We start from the raw sequence: 19,434 nt of genomic DNA, 5'->3' as shown, positions 1-19,434 counted from the left end.
TCCTGAAATAATACCAATACATAGTGTGGAAAGTAGAAGAATCGTCTTTTATATATTGGAAAAATGAATACGTCCAATTTGTGAAGAACGTACAAAAAATTTTCATGAAAAAGCGTGGAAATATTTGTTGTAAGACGTTACCGTTTGTATGATGGTACTACAGACATCTGTAACAAGTAGTTGGAGGGGTAAGACATGAAAGCAAAAATGCTAGCAGCCGCGAGTATCTTTATTTTGCTCGTTGGTGGAGGCTTAGTATATATTTTTCTGCAACAGCAACAAGAGCAACCACAAGCACCGTTATTTACACAAGTAGATTTTGATGTGGAGCATAAAAAAGCAGCGGTAGATCGTATGGATTGGTCAACAGGAAAAGCTGTGTACCAATATGTTGCATTAACAGAAGCACAGCAACAAGAAATTTTAAGATTATTTGAGGGTGCAACATTTGAAAAAATGGATGCCTTTCCAGAAGACTACGACTATTCCATAACGTTAAATTGGAATACTCGTCACCGTTTATTTATTGATTTAGATGCACAAGCAGTGGTTGACCCGGAAAATACAACCGCGTATCGTATTACATCAAATGCACAAGAAATTGTCGATGTATTTAACGCATTACAATAGACGGCATCATATAAAAGAGTGTGGAAAAGCACAAAAATATCCTTCAGCAGTTGTCGTTGCTGAAGGATATTTCTTTTTGTCTCAAGCTCTTGTTGTGATTAGTTCATTAGCGTTATATGCTTTTTTCAGTCTGTTTAATTTTTAAATAGGACGGTTACATATATTTTTAGGGTATAAAATAAATATATGTTTTTATCAATTAATACATTTATGGAGGGATATATAATGGAATATAACCGCAATGATCAGCATCGTCAGTTTATAGAGAAACTTGTGCCGACAACGAAATGGCCAATTGTCGGCGTTAAGATGCCACATTTACGTGCGATCGCAAAAGAAGCCATTCAACAACAAGTATGGGAACGGGTGTTGCAAAAAAAGCCTAATGTATATGAAGACTTATTTGTACATGCATTTATCATTGCCAGTGCACCGGTTGTACTTGAGAAGCGCTTGCAGTTGTTAGAAGCATTCTTTCCATTTATGGACAATTGGGCAATTGTTGATAGTTTGTGCAGCAGTTTAAAAGAGACAAAGACATACAAAGCTGTGTATTGGCAGTGGCTACAAACATTGTCGTTTGACGAGCCATATGTGGAGCGATTTGTATATGTGATGTATTTACACTATTTTATCGACGAGCTGTATATAGAAGATGTGCTACAACAATTAGAACAAAGTACATCAACGCATTATTATGTGCACATGGCGGTCGCGTGGGCAACGTCGATTGCTTACATAAAGAAGCCACATATGGTGATGCCGTTTTTACAGACGACAACGATGCCAACGAAAAATTACAATAAAGCGCTACAAAAAATTTGTGAATCAACGCAAGTCACGAACGATGTAAAAGCACATATTAAAAAGTTGAAGCGTTCGCGATGAAAAATCCTTCAGCAGCGTTCACTACTGAAGGATTTGAATATTTTTATTAGAGATGAAGCGTTACTTGACGCCATTTGCGTACGCTATTAATAAACCAAATGCTTGATGCTTGAGCAAGGTCTTCTTTTGTTAAGAGGCGTTCATGAATCTCACCATTTGCGAGTAAAGCTTTTCGGAATGTGCCACCGAGTAAGCCGCAAGCAATTGGCGGTGTATAATAGAAACCATCTATTTCTAACACAATATTGCCATTTGTACATTCAGTTAGTTCCCCTTGTTCATTCCAAAGTAGTACATCATCGAATGTAGGGAAACGTTGTTGGAAGGCTGTATACATTGTGCGGTACGTCGTTTTATGATACAAAAAGCGTTCCGTTTTTTGTATCGGTGTATCGGCTAATTTAATGTGCATCGGTGCTTCTTCATCTTGTATTGCAAAGCGTTCAGTTGTTACATCGCCATTTTTGGCTACGACTAAACGAACGCGCCACGTATGAAGCGGATGCTCCTGCTGCACCTGTTGCAGTGCGTGATGAATCTTTTCAATCGGAAATGAGATGTTGAAATAATCCGCAGAATTAGCCATTCGCTGTATATGTTCGTCATATAAAAAGTAAATGCCGTTATGCAGACGGAATGTTTCAAGGAGTTCAAATGATGGCGCAGCTACTTTTAGGACTTGCGCTTTGGCAATGACCTCTTCAAATTCGCTTGTTGCAGTTGAGTCCCACGTGATACCACCACCGACCCCGTATGTTGCTGTACCATCTTGTATTACTAATGTGCGAATCGCTACATTAAAAATTGCTTGTTGTTGAGGCGTAATATAGCCAATCGCTCCGCAATATACATCGCGTGGCGTTGCTTCAAGTTCGTTAATGACGTGCATCGTTTTGACTTTTGGTGCACCAGTAATTGAGCCACAAGGAAATAGCGCAGCAAATACATCGTATAAATCTGTATCATCCGCTAACATGGCACGTACGGTCGATGTCATTTGGTGCACGGTTGGATACGGCTCAATCGTAAACAGTTCATCAACGGATACAGAACTCGTTTTGGCAATTTTGCCTACATCATTACGTAATAGGTCAACAATCATAACATTTTCTGCGCGATTTTTTTCTGAATGATATAACCAATCTGCGCGAGCTTTGTCATCTTCAACTGTCAAGCCACGTGCAATAGTGCCTTTCATTGGACGTGTTGTGATGACATCATTGTGTAATTGGAAAAACAATTCAGGTGAGGCAGATAAAATCGTATGTGTACCCGTTTCAAGATAAGCACAGTAATTTGCCTGCTGTGCTTCTTTTAACTGTGTATAAAGAGACGCCGCACAGCCTGAGAATGTGCCTTTTAAACGCAGAGTATAGTTTGTTTGGTATGTATTGCCTTCGTAAATTTCATTGTGAATGGCTTCAATATGTTTAGCATAGTCTTGCTCTGATATTGTTGGCTGCATAGCGGATAATGAAAACGGCTGCTGTGTGGTTGTCGTTGTCGCGACGGGCTCTTCGAAAATGCCGAACCACATATATGGCATCGTGACGTCAGAACGAGCTGGCATTGCTGCATCGAATGCTGCACCAGCTTCATAGCTCATATAGCCAGCTGCATAGTAGCCTTTTTTCGTCCAATCAAGCACTTTTCGTAGCGCACTTGGGACATTGTTTAATGCAGTTACTTCTATTATATGTAAAGGGTTTGTAAATGTTTTTGGTTGAATGATGTTGTCTGCTGTTGCAAAATCAAATGTTAATGTAACTGTCATTGTTGTCCTCCGCTGCAATAAGTGTTGAAAAAGTTTTCAAGCATTTGTAAACCGTGTGTTGTCAAAATGGATTCTGGGTGAAATTGTACGGCAGCCATCTTACTTGTTGTGTGCTGAATCGCTTGAATTTCACCTTCTTCAGAATAAGCGGTTGCCACTAACGAAGGTGGTAAATCTGTCACAATTAATGAATGGTAACGTGCTACGGGTGTAGGGGACGGAATCGCTGCGAACATGCCCGTTTCATTATGTGTAATATGTGACACTTTTCCGTGCATTGGACGACTTGCTTTTTTAACCGTTGCACCGAATGCCTGTGCGATAATTTGCTGGCCGAGGCAAATCCCTAAAATCGGAATTTCTGTATGCAATGCTTGAACAACTTCCAATGAAATGCCAGCATCATCAGGTGTACCTGGTCCTGGCGATAAAACAATGGCTTCTGGTTGTAAATGCCGAATGTCCTCAATTGTTAGTTCATCATTGCGAGCAACGTGCACATCAAATTGCAATTGGCGCAAATATTGGACGATATTAAAAGTAAAAGAATCATAGTTATCAATTAGTAAAATCATAAGATGTCCCCCAAATGGTTGTATATGCATGATTGTAGCGTTTTCATAAACGTATTTCAAATAATATATAAATGTATTTATTGTTTAATGGATTAATTGTTAAATGTTTTAATAGATTTATGGTGTAAATGTGTATTTCTTTCATTACTTGATGACGACCAAAAAGCTAGCGTCTGCATAAAAAGTGTAAGGGGATAAATTTCTTCGGTAAATGGAGAAAAGAGGATGGGAAAAACCCCTCTAAATTGAACAAAGCATCGGCGAATGTTAAATTTGCCGATGCTTTGTTTTATGTATACATGTAGCGTCGAGTTGGCTCGGTTTCGCGGGCGCGGCTCCATCTAATTTTTCCGCTGCGCGAAAAAATGGATATTCCGCACGCGCTGTTCCCGCAGAAGTCGCGCCCTCCGTCGTCCAACTCGTGTTCAAAAATGTACATGAAAAAAAGAATCCCTTTTTCGTCAAGACTAGAAATACTTCTGTCCCAGTCTCTTTTGTTACTGATGATCAAGTCTGTAGCAGTTTTTACAAAGTAGCTATTCTGTTACTGTATAGTATGTTGTTGTAATTGTGTAGCAAGTTGTTGTGTGTCAGCGGCTGTTTGTAAATTAAAGATAAATGTTTCATCGGCTGTGCGTACTTCGATAAATGGCGGGACACCTTTATCAATAAATAGCTTTACTTTGTCACCGTTTTCAAGTTTGAAATGCCCCTTTAAATGGTCACCAATGGCCGAGCCGTTTGTACGCGCAGCAATCGGTGGCAATGTATCGAGTACGTGGACCGCCTCGATATGTTGAAGCGGAATGTCATCGCCATACATCCCAGCAATTTGCAAAGTATCTTCTGAAATAGTAATCGCTGTCGGCTGCAATGAAAAATACATCATTATGCCAACACCAATGAACACCACACTGCTAATAATCAGTGGTATTTTCGCTTTCTTCTTTTGACCTGAAAGTGGCTTCCCATCTTTATCGTATAGATTGCCGTCATATTTCGGCGCTTTTATTGTCACAATCAATGTTGCGACAAGCGTTAGCGCTATACCAATGATAATGCCTGGTGTAAATGATTGCCATTCGCTGAATGCGATAAGAATAAATAAGCTAGCAAGTGTGTAACAGTAATAACCAATTAATCGACCTAATTTTTTCGTATCGACCTTTTGTTGTTGCTCAGGTGTCATCGAATTATAGCCAGAAATCAGACCGTATACTTTGAAGCGTTCAATGACAACACCTAAAATGAAAAATAAAAGTGCTAAAAATAAAAAAATCATGTACTCACCCTTTCTAGTAAAAGTATAGCAAACAAACGTTAGAAGAAAGGGGAATAATCAAAAAAGACGCTACGGAAATGTCCATAGCGTCTTTTTGACGTTAGTTATCGTCTGTTAAATACGAGCAGCAATAGTCTGTCACCGTTTGAACGTCTAATGAGAACGTACTATTAGCAGGGACGTAAAATACGCCAGAGCCATCAATTGTTTGCCATTCTTCACCTGCTAGTTGGTAGCGTAAAGTGCCAGCTGTAATCGCCATTTCTTCACGTAAGTTTGTTGAAAATTCGTATTGTCCTGGCAGCATAATACCTAATGTTTTTGTTGAACCGTCTGCAAATGTAATTTTTCGGCTTGTAACATTACCTTCAAAATAAATATTGGCTTGCTTGTCAATTGTAATATTCGTAAATGCCATGGGATTGCCTCACCTTCATTATGTATAGCTTTATTAAATCTTTAATTGACTGAATAATCAATATAACTATTCGTTATAAATTATCGAAAAGAAAGATAGATCATCCTTTTATATGTCTTTCTATCTATATTTAGGATATTTTTCTACAAAAAGGTTTGAACTTCGCAAAAAAGGATATATATGAACTGTAATTATATTTTATTAATGAAGGGGCGTTTTACAATGTTTAGCTTTTTATGGTATTTAATCATTGGTGGTCTACTTGGTTGGCTTGCTGGTGTTATTTTAGGAAAAGATATTCCTGGTGGCATTATCGGGAATATTGTGGCAGGTATTTTAGGTGCCTGGATTGGTGGCATGCTATTAGGTAGCTGGGGTCCGAAAATGAGTGACTTCTACATTTTCCCAGCTTTAATCGGTGCTATCGTTTTAATTTTAGTTGTAAGTTTTGTATTAAAAGCGGTAAAAAAATAATTGTATAATATGTAAGATGTCCGTGGAGACATCGACAACAGGCATACACGGTTTCTCATCGTGTATGCCTTTTTGTATGTCTTCGTAGTTATCTAATTATTCTTTCTTTATTTTTCGTGGTGTGCATGATAACGTAAGCATACAATAAAAGGAGGATTGAGGATGCAAAAATTCCATTACAGTTGGATCGTACTTATTATTACATTTTTATCAATCATTGTAGCAGGTATTGGAGTAGCATCATCTGGCGTTTTTATTACACCATTTGAACAAACATTTGATTGGGCGCGTGCTGATATTGCTTTTGCCTTTGCTATTAGCTTATGTTTATACGGCTTTTCGGGCCCATTTTTAGCGGCATTATTAGAACATGTTGGATTGAAAAAGATGATGCTCTTATCATTCACGGTGTTAGGACTTGGTCAAATGTGTACGTTTTTCATGACCGAAGTGTGGCAACTGATGATCAGTTGGGGTGTGATGATTGGTTTAGGCTCAGCGCTCTTCTTGTCCGTTATTAGTACATATGTGGCAAATCATTGGTTTGAAAAAAGACGTGGTTTAGCCGTCGGGATTTTAACAGCCAGTACGGCTACCGGGCAATTGATTTTGTTACCGCTTTTAGCTGCACTCATTGACGATAAGTCGTGGCAGACCGCAATGACACTCATGGTCACGTTAACGGCGGTTATGTTTGTTGGCGTGGCGCTGTTTATGAAAAGCTTGCCGAAAGACATTGGGCAACTTCGGTATGGTCAAACGGTTGCGGATGAAATGGTTGTAGTCGAGAAGAAAAATCCAATTACCGTAGCGTTCCAAACGTTAAAACAAGCTGTTCGTACAAAGGAATTTTGGTTGCTAGCTGCTAGTTTTTATATATGCGGGTTATCAACGAATGGTTTAATTGGCACGCACTTTATTTCATATTGTTTAGCGTTTGGGATTCCGGTTGTTACGGCCGCTTCGTTATTATCCTTTATGGGTGCGTTTAATTTAATTGGTACCACATTATCAGGGTGGCTGACAGACCGCTTCGATAGTCGATGGTTATTATTTTGGTACTATTTATTACGTGGTTTGTCGTTATTAATGTTGCCACTGGCATTAACACAAGGGAATTATACATTGCTTATCATTTTTACGATCTTCTTTGGCCTTGATTGGATTGCGACTGTGCCGCCAACGATTAGCCTTGTGCGCCATCGTTTTGGTATTCAAAAAAGTGCGATTGTATATGGATGGATATTTGCAGCACATCAATTAGGTGCAGCAACCGCAGCGTATGGTGGTGGACTTGTGTATGAATGGTTTGATACATATACGGTGGCATTTTTACTAGCAGGTGCAAGTTGCTTTATTGCGTGTTTATTTGTGATGACTGTTCAAAAAGAACGAAAAGAGCCTGCGATACTTATTTAGTTTTGTATTTTTACCGTAAAATTTCATTTTTATTGGCAAAAAGAAGGTATTTTTATAGCGCTTATCGAACTTTGTTAACAGTAAGATGAAGATGTCGTATGTCAAAAGGGGTCTATATATTGGAACTGTTACAGTTATTAAAAAGCTTAGACTTTCTTCACCAAGAGCAACGTATGGACGAATATAAACAACAGTACTATTTTTTTATGAATTTAGCCGTCGCTCAGCAAGATTGTGAGACGATGCAAACATTGCTAGTTCGTTACACACGTGACCTATTGTATGTAGATGACCGAACACAAATCGTGCAATTATTACAGCGTGCGGAACATTTTATGTTATTGCCAGAAAACCGACAATACCATGCAGACTATTATTTAATAAAAGGTCATTTATATCATTATGCATTAAATTTTGACGCAGCAATGGTTGCATATAAGTGTGCTCGGCATTGCTGTTAATAGAGTGCTAGCGAATTGTTCGACGAGTTACAGTAAGGCACAAATGACGTTATCGACGATGTCACCGATTTTATTAGCGATGGACCGCGAATGTAAGAACCGTATCGGGTGATGCTCTATCATATTGAGCTAGCGATTAAATAGCAACAATATACATACGCTAATCATATTATCGAAGCGTTACTGTCAGTCGACTATCTTAACATGCATAAACATTTACCACGTTTTCAACTGGAATTGTGCTTATTAGAAATGAGAATTTGCTTGGAACAGCAAGATTACGACCGATTTTTAGCACATGTTGCTTTATGGGAACAAGACGAATTATTACAGCAAGACCAGTTAGATTTATATTATATTATGTATCAATTGGCAATAGATATGGCGGCACTTAAAAAAGATACGGCGCTTGTCCAGTTATATACAGATAAGCGTGAAGAGGTCATGTCACAAGCCCTTGTGAAAAATGATGTATTAATCGAAACTGAGCAAACAATTATGGATACAAATTATATGCCGCATATGGTAGCATTTGATGAATTACGACAGCGGTGCGAGGAACAAATTGAGCAGCAACAATTAAGGAATTATACATTGACGATATTTCATATTGTAGGGGACATATTAACCGAGCATGAACGGCAACAAGTAATGATACGCCTACATGAAGCGATGTTGCGTTTAGATTATCACCAGTCACAGTGGGCACAGCGTTTAGTAAAGGAAGTTGCCCTTTATTTTGTCGAAGCGGAAACGCCGATTTTCAATCATGAACGTATGATGATGAATATCGTACCGGCATTTTTTTTAGAGGAATGCATAAAGGAAAGACGACTGGAGAAATTAAAAAACTTTACAATGAACGAAATGCATAAGGCATTTTGGATAAGCGCATATTATTGTAATGCTTGTATTGATATATATGATGAAGCGTTACAAACAATTAGCGTACAAGACCAACAACTTATTTTGGAATATGACCGCGTTGATACGGCAATTTTATTTTCGAAGCCGTTTTTAACTGGAGATACGTATCCAAAAGAGCTGATTCATGCACAAACACGTTTATTAAGAGAAGTGCAATTACGTTGGCATACCGCTGATAACTATAGTCAATTATTTATGCATTTATCGAAATTAGCCGAGAGCTACCAATTTGCTGAAAAAGATGTATTACAATATTTAGCATTGGATACCTTTTTCTCGCCGACAACTTCATAATATGACATCTAAAGAGACACCAACGAAAAATGGAGGGATTTTTCGCTGGTGTTATTTTTATGTGAAGGGTGTTACTCGGTAGTCTTTTAAAAATTGTCAAGATTAGTATGGAATTGTAGAGAGGATGTTATATAGCGTTCATATCCATTTAGTATAATGACAGCGAACATATATAGAAAAGGGTGTTAGCATATGAAGAAAGTATGGACTGTCGCTGCAATGTCATTATTATTAGCGGCTTGTAACGTAGACGAAGAACAAGAAACATCAACAGCACACGGAGGACATGCACAGCATGGCACCTATTATCATAATGAGCAGCTCGCTTTATTACCGAATGAAGGGACACAGCCATTAACATTTCCCCCACTATTAGCGCCCGTTTCTGAGCAGGGCAATGAGGTGGAATATGCATTGACAGCGCAACAAGGAAAAATGACGTTTGTCGATGGTGTCGAAACAGCAACATATGGCTATAATGGTGAGTTTTTGGGGCCGGTGCTGCGCTTAAAGGACGGACAACAGGTCACGATTCATTTAACAAATGAGTTAGATGAGGCGACAACGTTTCATTGGCACGGACTAGAAGTCGCAGGTGATGCAACAGATGGCGGACCACATGCTGTGATTGAACCAGGGGAAACGCAAACGATTACATTTACAGTGGACCAACAAGCGGCTACATTATGGTATCATCCACATCCAATGGGGAAAACGGCAGCACAAGTATATAAAGGGCTAGCAGGGTTATTGTATATTGACGATGCGAAAAGTGAGGCACTTCAATTACCACATGACTACGGGATCAATGATTTCCCGCTTGTTTTGCAAGATCGTACATTTGTTGACGGACAAATTGATTATGAAGCGGTTGCGAATACAATGAGTACATTAGGGGATACCATCATGATTAACGGTGTTGTCAATCCAGCGATGACCGCTGCAAATGAAAAGGTACGCTTGCGCATATTAAATGGCTCGAATGCGATGACGTATTATTTACGGTTTACTGATGACTTGCCATTTTCACTCATTGCAACAGATGGTGGTTTTGTCAATGAAGCGGCAACGATGACAACACTGACATTAGGTGCAGGAGAACGTGCAGAAATTGTTGTGGATTTACATGATTTTGTAGGACAACGTGTCGAGTTATTAAACGGAGATACGCCACTACTACCGATTGATGTCACAGCAACAAGGCAAGCGATGGATTATGATACAACGTTTAATGAAATTGTGCTAGATGATACATTACGCACTATGGAAGTTACGAAAACAGTAACGATGGAAGGTATGACCGAGAACTTTTTATTAAATGGCAAAACGTTTGATCATGAGCGCATTGATTTTCGCCAAAAGCAAGGCGACACTGAAATTTGGGAAATTGAAAATATAATTAATGAAGAAGGCGCAATGGCACATCCATTCCATATTCATGGTACACAGTTTTTAGTTGTATCAGTGGATGGTGAAGAGCCGGATGCTGCTTGGCAAGGCTATAAAGATACGATTACGGTGCAGCCAAATCAAAAAGTACGCATTGCAGTACGCTTCCCAGAAAAGGGGATTTATATGTTCCACTGTCATATTTTAGAGCATGAAGATGTCGGCATGATGGGGCAAATTGAAGTGTATTAATGCAGTTTCTTCTATTATATAGAGCAAAATAAAAGAGCTTTATGTCTGCCAAATACGTCTACTATGTGGCGTAGCACGAAACGCACAAAAATATCCTTCAGCAGTTGTCGTTGCTGAAGGATATTTCTTTTTGGCGTTATAATCCTGCATAATTCATATTAAATGCTTCACGCGTATGTGTACCTGAAAAGTTCACATGGTCTAACTCCATTTTTTCGCCGTTCACACGTAAGTTAACGTTTTGTAGCGTCGGAATATTTTGGAACAGTGACGCAAGCAGTGAATCTTGGAACATGAGTCCACCAGCAGAACCTTGAATCACTGGTGATGATAAAATAGAGTCGTTAAAATTAATCGTAATCGTTGTTTCATCAGCCGATACATTGTGACTTGCATAATACGTTGTGTAGCCAAGCTGGTCGATAATATACTTAGTAATCGAGCCGTTTTCTTTATACGAATAATCCACTGCTTGTGAGGCAATTAAGCCATCTGCATTGGCATTGCCTTGGTATAGCAGTAATTGACCTTCTTCTTTTGTAACAGATGGGGCAGGCTGTGCTTCTTCGGTATCGCTCTCTTCACCTGCTGTATGAGGCGGCTCTGTTTGTGTAACATCTTCTTCTTCATCCGGCTGTTGTGCAATTGGTGGTACGGCTTGCTGTAGTTCATCCTCTTCTTCTGTAGATGCATCGCCTTCTTCATTAGTGTCTGTCACGTCTGGATTTTCTTGCTCCGGCATTTCTACTTCTGGCTCTACCGGTGCTACTTCTACTTCTTCTGGCTGTTCGTCAGTTTGTGTTTCTTCGCTACTGTTACAGCCCGTTAACAAAAGTACGGCTACGGCTGTCGTGAGCAATCGTGTATGCTTCATGTTGAAAAGCCCCCTTTATCTATATGTACATGCTCTTCGTTCTATTCCCGATTTTTTGTAAATGCTAACATGAATGGATGAAAACGCGCAGGACATCTATCAAAATGTAGGTGAAAAGATTGCTTTATTACTTGAATTATCTAAAAGTTGGGAAGGTATCGAATTATTAGGTGATTGAATGCTTAATTATATGTTAAATAACGGTATTTAATGATAAAAAGAGGTGGCTATGTTACGGCAATATTACAAAATTGTATGTGTGCTGTTTTTTAGTCATTGAAACGTAATGTTTATATGTTCTGTTTGTTACAAAGTTGCAATATAGAAACGGTATGATAGGTCCATGGATGAAAAACTGAAGAAAACAATACGGAGGGTATTCATGCCAATCAAAAAAATTATCGCTTTTCTTGGCGCAACATTTTTAGCATTTGCTATTTTTGCAGGTCCAACAGAAGCCGCTACATATACAGTTGCAAAAGGTGATTCATTATTTAAAATCGCACAGAAGCACGGAATGACAGTAGCAAAATTAAAAACGACAAATAACTTAAAATCAAATACAATTCAAGTTGGACAAAAATTAACAGTACCGACAGCAAAAGTTGTAACAACGAAAAAAGCAGCAACATCTACTCCATCTAATAAAGCCGCTGCGACAAAAAGTTACAAAACAATTAAAGTATCAGCAACAGCCTACACAGCGTACTGCAGCGGATGTTCTGGTATTACAGCGACGGGTATTAACTTAAAGAAAAATCCAAACAAAAAAGTAATTGCGGTAGACCCACGCGTTATTCCATTAGGTTCAAAAGTATGGGTTGAAGGTTACGGAGAAGCAATCGCTGGTGATACAGGCGGTGCGATTAAAGGGAATAAAATCGACGTATTTTTACCAACAACGAAAAAAGCGTTAAACTGGGGTCGTCGTACGGTGACTGTAAAAGTATATCGTTAATAACACATAGAGACGATTTGGGAAAACATTTCCCAAATCGTCTTTTTTTATGGTGAATCATTTGTTTGCGCCATCGTTTTCAACTACAATAGCAGAAGAATGAAATGAGGAATGTTTTGTGAAAGATTTTATAGGGCTCGGGATTTTCGCGGCGCTTGTCGTGACACTAGCGCTACAACTACCTGTCCTCTTCTTGCTTATGATGGGCGGCGCTTTTTGGCTATGGCATACACAACAAGCTAGCATAAAAGGGTATATCGGGGAGTGGCACGTAAAACGTACGTTACAAACGATGCAGCAGCCCATGTTTCAGCTACAAAATATATATGTCCAGCATGCATCAGGCATGTACACACAGCTTGACCACATTGTTATGACAGCAGGTGGCATTTTTGTAATTGAAACGAAAAATTATACAGGGGTCATTGTTGGAGATGGCACACAAAGTGAGTGGACGCAGCAAATTGGGCAACATGAGTACGCTTTTTATAATCCATGCTGGCAAAATGCCGGTCATGTTCGTGCGTTGCAACAGTATGTAGAGCGTGATATCCCGATTTTTTCGCTTGTCGTGTTTCATGATAAAGCGCGTTTACAGCTTATAAATGCAGAGGAAGTTGTGTCGATGAAGCAATTACGCGCACGAATCGCGCAAGCACCGGTGCAATTGGACGAGTCGCAAATGGCGGCGATTCGCTTGCAATTACAGCCGCTTCAAAAAAATATGTGGACAATGTGGAAGCAAGCACGCGCGCACCGAGAACAATTAAACACGCGTCCAGAAAGAGCGCAGCAAACAGCATGTTGCCCACAGTGCGGTGGCAAGCTTGTTGAACGAAGCGGTGCGTACGGGGCATTTTTAGGGTGTCGTCATTACCCGAATTGTACATATACGAAAAAAATATGAAAAAAAATAAAGATAGGTTGAAACCTTTTGGTGTATTTATGCGTATACATGACATAGCAAACATTAAAGGGGATAGCTCATTGGATTATTGAAGGAAACTTTTATTATTTTTACTATACGGTGTCATGTTATTTGATGCCTACAGCACAACATTGGTGACATTGGACGCGAAAGCACCGTCGAGCCAAGCGTTTACGCAAGTTGTAGCAGTAGAAAAAAGTGCATTCGTTCAATTGCGGTGACAAGAAACGAACAAAACGTACAATGCCTAAATGGGCAATGGTAAAGCGCATTGACGCAACAACCACTCAACTGAAAACAGTGATTACATATAGGCAGGCTGTATGGTCACGTTTTGTGCATTCACTCGTAGCGCGCCATCTACTTACGTAAAAGTAGATGGTCTTTTTTTATAGAATAAGGGCAGTTTGTTATGATAAAAGAAGAACAGCATGGTCCATTTTGAACACTTTAACATGGTAAAGTTTTTCGCGAAAAACAGCGTCTACCATACCTATGTTACAAACGGAAAATGACGATGAAAATGCTTTAAAATCAGTAGTTGAGGTAATGGAAATGCTTTTGTATTATAATGCTAGTATTTTCCAAACAACTAAGCAACACGTGTCATGTAAATCGACGCTTGAAACGCTTGCGGCTGTAAGGCTGAAAAACGGAGCTGTGTAAATAGCTAACCCTGCCAGAGGGGATTAACACACCGCGTCTAAACAAACATCCTCGGATGGATTTTTATACAATGTACCCTGCTTGAAGGGATAGAAAAGCGCGTTGCCTGATGTTGAGGCAACGCGCTTTTTGTGTGTGCTGTGAGAATGTTTCTCAAAAATCTTTCGAGGTGTGCATTATTTTGATATGATAGGCATATCGCTTTTAACAGCTATAATATGAACAAGAAGGAGAAACGAATGATTCGTCAATTTATGTCCTATTACAAACCGCATAAGCGTTTGTTTTGGGTGGATTTTTTAAGTGCGATTTTTGTCGCGCTATTAGAGCTTGCATTTCCGATGGCGGTGCAGTGGTTTATTGACTCGCTCCTACCGACAGGACAATGGGGCACAATTGTACAAGTAGGCTTTGCGTTATTACTCATTTATATCATTAGCTCCCTGCTGCATTTTGTTGTCAACTACTTAGGGCATAAGCTCGGGGTGAAAATTGAGGCAGATATGCGCCAAGAATTATTTGCGCATATTCAAAAGCAACCGGTACAGTTTTTTGATAATACGAAAACGGGGCATTTAATGAGCCGTATTACGAATGACTTAATGGATATTGGCGAGTTCGCGCATCACGGACCAGAGGATTTCTTTATTGCCATTATGACGTTCCTCGGTGCGTTTGTCATTATGTTCAATATTAATGCCGAGCTTGCGTTAGTCGTGTTAGTGATTTTACCGCTTCTTGCGGCAGTGATGATTTACAGCAACCGCAAAATGAAGGGGGCTTGGAAAGATACGTACAGCAAGCTTGCCGATATTAATAGTCGTGTGGAAGATAGCATGGCAGGCATTCGCGTTGTGAAATCATTTACAAATGAAGCGCATGAGCTAGCGCAATTTAAGGTACAAAATGGTTTATTCCAACAAGTGAAATTCCATGCGTATAAAGTGATGGGTGTGACTTTATCAAGCGTTTATATTTTAACGCGTTTATTAACACTTATCGTATTAGTGGGTGGTGCGTGGTTAAGCGTATCAGGCAAAATGACGTATGGAGAGCTCGTAAGTTTCGTCTTATATATGAATGTGTTAGTCAAACCGATTGATAAAATTACGGCTTTACTTGAAATGTATCCAAAAGGTATGACCGGTTTCCGTAACTTCCAAGAGCTATTAAATACGAAACCGTCGATTGAAGATGCTGAAGATGCGATTGAGGTCGCTTCGCTACAAGGTAATATTGCGCTCAATAATGTATCATTTGCGTATGATGAGCAGCCGACGTTACAGCATATTTCAATGACTATTAAAGCAGGTGAAAGTGTTGCACTCGTCGGTCCTTCAGGTGCAGGGAAAACGACGATTACATCGCTTATTCCACGCTTTTATGATGTAGATGAAGGGTCAATTACGATTGATGGTATTAATATTAAAGACATGACGCAGCAATCACTACGCCAGCAAATTGGTGTTGTCCAGCAAGATGTCTTTTTATTTGCCGGTACGGTACGTGAAAATATTGAGTACGGTAAATTAGGCGCAAGTGATGCAGAAATTGAACAAGCTGCTCGTCGCGCCAACTTACATGAGTTCATTACATCCTTACCAGAAGGCTATAACACGCAAATTGGTGAGCGTGGCTTAAAGCTATCGGGCGGGCAAAAGCAGCGTCTATCGATTGCGCGCATGTTTTTAAAGAACCCACCGATTTTAATTTTAGATGAAGCCACATCTGCACTTGATACGGAAAATGAACGTATTATTCAAGCGGCTTTAGAGGAATTAGCACAAAACCGCACAACGATTATTATTGCGCACCGTTTAGCGACTGTACGTAATACGGACCGTGTGTATGTGGTAACAAAAGACGGTATTGCCGAGCAAGGCACGTACGATGAGCTTGTCACACAAAACGGTATTTTTGCGAACTTGCATAAAGTCCAAGTTATTTAATTTCGACCATACTTGCTAGTAAGAACTTCACGGTTTCTTACTAGCATTTATTATGTCTAAAGTTTACAGTGCTTCTAGTGAATACGGGTATTTAGTAGACGAAAGTAGTGTGTTATGATAAAGCAAAGGGTATAACATAATGAGGTGGGAAACATGAATTTAACGACGGATGCCTACATTCTGTACTTTGGGATTCCGATTGTTTTGTTACTAGTGATGGCAACAATCGCGTTTAAAAACAATCGTCATGCGCGTGAGCATCAATTACTAGCAGGCAGTTTTACATTGTATAGCCTATTATTTATGGCAGAGTGGTTTCGGCATTTATCAGATTTAGCGTATTCCCCATTTATTACAGTATGGGTCATCGGTATGCTGACAGTCAGTGCGTTAAGTATGATTGTGCATGTATGTGTTGAAATTATCGAAAATCATACGAAGACAAAATGGCCGTTTTGGAAAGGCTGGCTTTATATTTGTGTGCCAATCCAGTCATTAGTGGCGTTATCGCCAATTGCGCCGACAACGGAGCATTTTTCGCGTAGTGGCATATGGATTATTCGAGATGCCCCGATTTATAATGCGTGGATTATTACATTTGTATTAGGCGCAATGGCTATCAATGTTTGTATGTTTATTTACGGCATCATCAAAACGCGTCATAAAAAGAAGTCACAGCATTTATTTATCTTTTTATGTACGATGACCTTGTTAAATTATGTGTTTTACTTTATGATTTCATCGACAATTGCCCCCATTTATATTCCGTCGATTTCGAGCGTGTATATGATTATTTTTTTAGCGTTATTTATTATGGTGGGGATGCGTTATTTTGATTTGTTTCCGCAATATGAAAAACGTTATATTACGATGTTTCAGCGCAGCTCCATCGGCAAGTTTATGATAGATGAGCATCTGCAAATTCAAGAAGCAAATGAAGAGGCCTCTCGTTATTTAGGGAAAAACATGATAGATGAGGACTTTAAACAGTATTTAGAACAAACGGGCAATTTACAGCAAGTGTATGATTTAAAGGCGCGTCTTGATAAGCAGGGCGAGTTAAATCATGAAGTAGCGATATTCCGCCATGCGCGTCATGGCAAGCAGCTCCATTTAGCCATACATGCAATTAAAATTGAGTCGTATGGCGATGTGTTTTACTATGTGATGTTTCGTGATCAAACGCATGAAGTATTGCAGGCAGCGAAAATTCACGAGCTAGCCTTTTATGATAGTTTGACCCATTTACCGAACCGTGCTGCTTTTATGAAAGAAGCAAAACAGCTATTTGAACAACACGCACAAAGTGGTTTAGTCGTTCTAGATTTAAATTACTTTAAGCAAATTAACGACCAATTTGGGCATGCGGCCGGGGATGAAGTACTACGTGTCACAGGACAGTTATTAAACAATGCTGTGCAAGCACCTCATATGGCTGCCCGATTAGGCGGCGATGAATTTGTTCTTTATTTAAAAATTGACGATATAGAGGATGTACCGAAGTTTTTATATAAAGTACGAGAGCGTTTAGAGTCACAAGCTGTTATTTATGAAGGCAATCGCCTACAAATTAAGCCGAGTATTGGTTATGCACAAAAGACGTTAGGGCTGACATTTGAGCAAGTATTACATGAAGCTGATACGAAAATGTATGAAGATAAGGCGTTTTTAAAAGGAAATTCAGCCTATTAAATAAACTTGTGTAAGCTACATATGCTTAGACAAGTTTATTTTTTTATGTAACCAAAACGAGTTGAATTTTACCATGAAGAAACTTATGAAAATATGTACAAATGTCAATTTAGTTGCTATGATAAAAGGAGCAATCAGTGGTCCATTTTAAACGCTTTAACATGGTAAAGTTTTTGGCGAAAAATCGCGTGTACCATACCTATGTTAGAAGAATAAAAATAGGCTGTAAATGCTTTAAAGTAAGCAAATAAGGTGGTGGAAATGCTTTTGTGTAATAATTCTAGTATTTTCCATTCAACTAAACAACACGTGTCATGTAAATCGGTGCTTGAAACCGTTGAGGCTGTAGGGCTGAAAAATGGAGCATTTAAATACCAAACCCTGACTGAGGGGATTAACACGTTATGAGCCGATCGCTTTACCATTAAGCTACACCCCATGTAAATACCAAACCGTACATACAAATAAAAAAGCGTCGCTCTTTATGAGCCACGCTTTTTTTCTATTTAATTAATGCGCAATCATTTCATGTGCAATATCATGCCCTGTTAAATTCGCTGGATAGTATGTCGGCCAATTGTCCATTTCTTCGAGTAATTGTGCGCGGTCATTGCCCATATAAATATGGTAATGGTCGGATGTTTGTGGTGCAATAATATGGTCGCTAAATTGAATATATGTTGGGACAACTGCGTCATCCCCAATATGTTTGAAAATAAAGCGCACACCGCGATTGCCTTTTTCATATGTTAAAATTTCGTAGCCGTCATAGACGAACTCGCCAGTATGTGCTTGTCCGTTTTGATAAAACGTAATCATATGACCATCAATGACAATGCGAGAAACGTCTGTTTCGTAGCCGATTGTGTAGTAGGCTTTAATGTCGTCAGCTGTTTGTGACGCATCATGTTCTGCTTTATGTTCAAATACTTCATCTAATGTCCCGTCTTGTAAAAATGGATATACAGATTGCCAATCACCAGCCCAGTCACTTAATGGACGGTCGGCAACTTGCGCATCATCAAAATAGCCTTTATACACATCATCTTTGTCATGTGTATGGGCATGTTCCTCTGTTGTTTCTTCACGTACTACTTCTTCTGTTGCGACCGCTTCTTGTTGCTCATTGTCGTTTGTTTGTGTGTCCTCTCCACAGCCTGCTAATAAAAGTGCTAGTGTTAAACCACCTAGCCATAATCGTTTTTTCATCGTATGTATCTCCTTTTAAAAAGTAATGGTTACGATTTATGAGTATAGACTTCTAAAAACCACTTGTCAACACAAAACGTAATTATTACGATTTATTTTCAAAAACGTATTGACGACCGCGAAATCTTCTTCTATCATTTAAAGTGTAATCATTACGAATTATAAAGGAGTGCTACAATGCGCGTACACATTACATTAGCTTGCACAGAAACGGGCGATAAAAATTACATCACAACGAAAAATAAACGCAATCATCCAGAGCGTTTAGAGCTAAAAAAATATTCAAAGCGTTTAAAGCGTGTGACGATTCACCGCGAAACGAAATAAAAAAGAGCTTGGGACAGAAGGATAATCCAAATCAATCCCACCGATGTT

Annotated in this window: 18 protein-coding genes; 12 read left to right on the top strand and 6 right to left on the bottom strand. The window is 39.2% G+C overall.

The annotated features are described in order from the left end of the window. Nucleotides 1–195 precede the first annotated feature (195 nt). Nucleotides 196–630, top strand: a complete 435-nt coding sequence (locus tag A6M13_RS06130) for a hypothetical protein (protein WP_066543895.1) — start codon at nt 196–198, stop codon at nt 628–630. Between the two features lie 225 nt (nt 631–855). After that, nucleotides 856–1,518: a DNA alkylation repair protein gene (locus tag A6M13_RS06125; protein WP_066543893.1), complete on the top strand. Its 663-nt coding sequence runs from the start codon at nt 856–858 to the stop codon at nt 1,516–1,518. Nucleotides 1,519–1,564: 46 nt separating this feature from the next. Here A6M13_RS06125 and pabB read toward each other — a convergent pair whose 3' ends face one another. From pabB to ppnP, 4 genes are all read right to left on the bottom strand, one after another. Continuing rightward, on the bottom strand, nt 1,565–3,292 hold the full coding sequence (gene pabB, locus A6M13_RS06120; RefSeq protein WP_066543891.1) for an aminodeoxychorismate synthase component I: 1,728 nt from the start codon (nt 3,290–3,292) through the stop codon (nt 1,565–1,567). Then, nucleotides 3,289–3,867, bottom strand: a complete 579-nt coding sequence (locus tag A6M13_RS06115; RefSeq protein WP_066543890.1) for an anthranilate synthase component II — start codon at nt 3,865–3,867, stop codon at nt 3,289–3,291. The genes pabB and A6M13_RS06115 overlap by 4 nt, the downstream gene beginning before the upstream one ends. A gap of 544 nt (nt 3,868–4,411) precedes the next feature. Beyond that, nucleotides 4,412–5,149, bottom strand: a complete 738-nt coding sequence (locus A6M13_RS06110) for a DUF3784 domain-containing protein (protein WP_066543887.1) — start codon at nt 5,147–5,149, stop codon at nt 4,412–4,414. A 100-nt stretch (nt 5,150–5,249) separates the two neighbouring features. Continuing rightward, nucleotides 5,250–5,567: a pyrimidine/purine nucleoside phosphorylase gene (ppnP, locus tag A6M13_RS06105; RefSeq protein WP_066543886.1), complete on the bottom strand. Its 318-nt coding sequence runs from the start codon at nt 5,565–5,567 to the stop codon at nt 5,250–5,252. A 222-nt stretch (nt 5,568–5,789) separates the two neighbouring features. Here ppnP and A6M13_RS06100 point away from each other — a divergent pair, with 222 nt between their 5' ends. The 5 genes from A6M13_RS06100 (at nt 5,790) to A6M13_RS06080 (ending at nt 10,783) form a co-directional block, all read left to right on the top strand. Beyond that, nucleotides 5,790–6,041: a GlsB/YeaQ/YmgE family stress response membrane protein gene (locus tag A6M13_RS06100; RefSeq protein WP_066543884.1), complete on the top strand. Its 252-nt coding sequence runs from the start codon at nt 5,790–5,792 to the stop codon at nt 6,039–6,041. Between the two features lie 162 nt (nt 6,042–6,203). Beyond that, the gene (locus A6M13_RS06095) at nt 6,204–7,460 is read left to right on the top strand and encodes an MFS transporter (RefSeq protein ID WP_066543882.1); all 1,257 of its coding nucleotides are present in this window, start codon (nt 6,204–6,206) and stop codon (nt 7,458–7,460) included. Nucleotides 7,461–7,579: 119 nt separating this feature from the next. Beyond that, entirely contained in the window at nt 7,580–7,921 is a 342-nt protein-coding gene (locus tag A6M13_RS06090) for a hypothetical protein (RefSeq protein ID WP_066543880.1), read from the top strand. Nucleotides 7,922–8,185: 264 nt separating this feature from the next. Further along, nucleotides 8,186–9,142, top strand: a complete 957-nt coding sequence (locus A6M13_RS06085) for a hypothetical protein (protein ID WP_066543878.1) — start codon at nt 8,186–8,188, stop codon at nt 9,140–9,142. 192 nt (nt 9,143–9,334) lie between these two features. Then, nucleotides 9,335–10,783 (top strand): multicopper oxidase family protein, encoded by a 1,449-nt coding sequence (locus A6M13_RS06080; RefSeq protein ID WP_066543877.1) that lies wholly within the window; start codon nt 9,335–9,337, stop codon nt 10,781–10,783. A 136-nt stretch (nt 10,784–10,919) separates the two neighbouring features. On the opposite strand, the gene A6M13_RS06075 is transcribed toward A6M13_RS06080, so the two are convergent. Then, a complete protein-coding gene (locus A6M13_RS06075; RefSeq protein WP_066543876.1) occupies nt 10,920–11,657 on the bottom strand; it encodes a hypothetical protein in 738 nt (245 codons plus the stop codon). A gap of 382 nt (nt 11,658–12,039) precedes the next feature. Here A6M13_RS06075 and A6M13_RS06070 point away from each other — a divergent pair, with 382 nt between their 5' ends. From A6M13_RS06070 to A6M13_RS06055, 4 genes are all read left to right on the top strand, one after another. Further along, nucleotides 12,040–12,615 carry a 3D domain-containing protein gene (locus A6M13_RS06070; protein ID WP_169817416.1) on the top strand — a complete coding sequence of 192 codons (576 nt, stop codon included), beginning with the start codon at nt 12,040–12,042 and terminating at the stop codon, nt 12,613–12,615. 118 nt (nt 12,616–12,733) lie between these two features. After that, nucleotides 12,734–13,522 carry an NERD domain-containing protein gene (locus A6M13_RS06065; RefSeq protein WP_066543875.1) on the top strand — a complete coding sequence of 263 codons (789 nt, stop codon included), beginning with the start codon at nt 12,734–12,736 and terminating at the stop codon, nt 13,520–13,522. A 926-nt stretch (nt 13,523–14,448) separates the two neighbouring features. Next, complete coding sequence (locus tag A6M13_RS06060) at nt 14,449–16,158, top strand: ABC transporter ATP-binding protein (RefSeq protein WP_066543873.1); 1,710 nt, start codon at nt 14,449–14,451, stop codon at nt 16,156–16,158. 153 nt (nt 16,159–16,311) lie between these two features. Continuing rightward, on the top strand, nt 16,312–17,850 hold the full coding sequence (locus tag A6M13_RS06055) for a sensor domain-containing diguanylate cyclase (protein ID WP_066543871.1): 1,539 nt from the start codon (nt 16,312–16,314) through the stop codon (nt 17,848–17,850). Nucleotides 17,851–18,360: 510 nt separating this feature from the next. Here A6M13_RS06055 and A6M13_RS06050 read toward each other — a convergent pair. Then, entirely contained in the window at nt 18,361–19,059 is a 699-nt protein-coding gene (locus A6M13_RS06050) for a ZinT family metal-binding protein (protein ID WP_066543869.1), read from the bottom strand. Between the two features lie 177 nt (nt 19,060–19,236). Here A6M13_RS06050 and rpmG point away from each other — a divergent pair, with 177 nt between their 5' ends. Beyond that, on the top strand, nt 19,237–19,386 hold the full coding sequence (gene rpmG / locus A6M13_RS06045; RefSeq protein WP_066543867.1) for a 50S ribosomal protein L33: 150 nt from the start codon (nt 19,237–19,239) through the stop codon (nt 19,384–19,386). Nucleotides 19,387–19,434 lie beyond the last annotated feature (48 nt).

Origin of the sequence: Caryophanon tenue, assembly GCF_001700315.1 — a bacterium.
In the GTDB taxonomy this organism is placed as follows: domain Bacteria; phylum Bacillota; class Bacilli; order Bacillales_A; family Planococcaceae; genus Caryophanon; species Caryophanon tenue.
Note: the sequence above shows the minus strand (reverse complement) of the source record. Positions and strands in the feature narration are given on the sequence as shown.

Bases quoted from the DNA above. Each gene is read 5' to 3' on its own strand.
- A6M13_RS06130 (WP_066543895.1), top strand. From the start codon at position 196: ATGAAAGCAAAAATGCTAGCAGCCGCGAGTATCTTTATTTTGCTCGTT.
- A6M13_RS06125 (WP_066543893.1), top strand. From the start codon at position 856: ATGGAATATAACCGCAATGATCAGCATCGTCAGTTTATAGAGAAACTT.
- pabB (WP_066543891.1), bottom strand. From the start codon at position 3,292: ATGACAGTTACATTAACATTTGATTTTGCAACAGCAGACAACATCATT.
- A6M13_RS06115 (WP_066543890.1), bottom strand. From the start codon at position 3,867: ATGATTTTACTAATTGATAACTATGATTCTTTTACTTTTAATATCGTC.
- A6M13_RS06110 (WP_066543887.1), bottom strand. From the start codon at position 5,149: ATGATTTTTTTATTTTTAGCACTTTTATTTTTCATTTTAGGTGTTGTC.
- ppnP (WP_066543886.1), bottom strand. From the start codon at position 5,567: ATGGCATTTACGAATATTACAATTGACAAGCAAGCCAATATTTATTTT.
- A6M13_RS06100 (WP_066543884.1), top strand. From the start codon at position 5,790: ATGTTTAGCTTTTTATGGTATTTAATCATTGGTGGTCTACTTGGTTGG.
- A6M13_RS06095 (WP_066543882.1), top strand. From the start codon at position 6,204: ATGCAAAAATTCCATTACAGTTGGATCGTACTTATTATTACATTTTTA.
- A6M13_RS06080 (WP_066543877.1), top strand. From the start codon at position 9,335: ATGAAGAAAGTATGGACTGTCGCTGCAATGTCATTATTATTAGCGGCT.
- A6M13_RS06075 (WP_066543876.1), bottom strand. From the start codon at position 11,657: ATGAAGCATACACGATTGCTCACGACAGCCGTAGCCGTACTTTTGTTA.
- A6M13_RS06070 (WP_169817416.1), top strand. From the start codon at position 12,040: ATGCCAATCAAAAAAATTATCGCTTTTCTTGGCGCAACATTTTTAGCA.
- A6M13_RS06060 (WP_066543873.1), top strand. From the start codon at position 14,449: ATGATTCGTCAATTTATGTCCTATTACAAACCGCATAAGCGTTTGTTT.
- A6M13_RS06055 (WP_066543871.1), top strand. From the start codon at position 16,312: ATGAATTTAACGACGGATGCCTACATTCTGTACTTTGGGATTCCGATT.
- A6M13_RS06050 (WP_066543869.1), bottom strand. From the start codon at position 19,059: ATGAAAAAACGATTATGGCTAGGTGGTTTAACACTAGCACTTTTATTA.
- rpmG (WP_066543867.1), top strand. From the start codon at position 19,237: ATGCGCGTACACATTACATTAGCTTGCACAGAAACGGGCGATAAAAAT.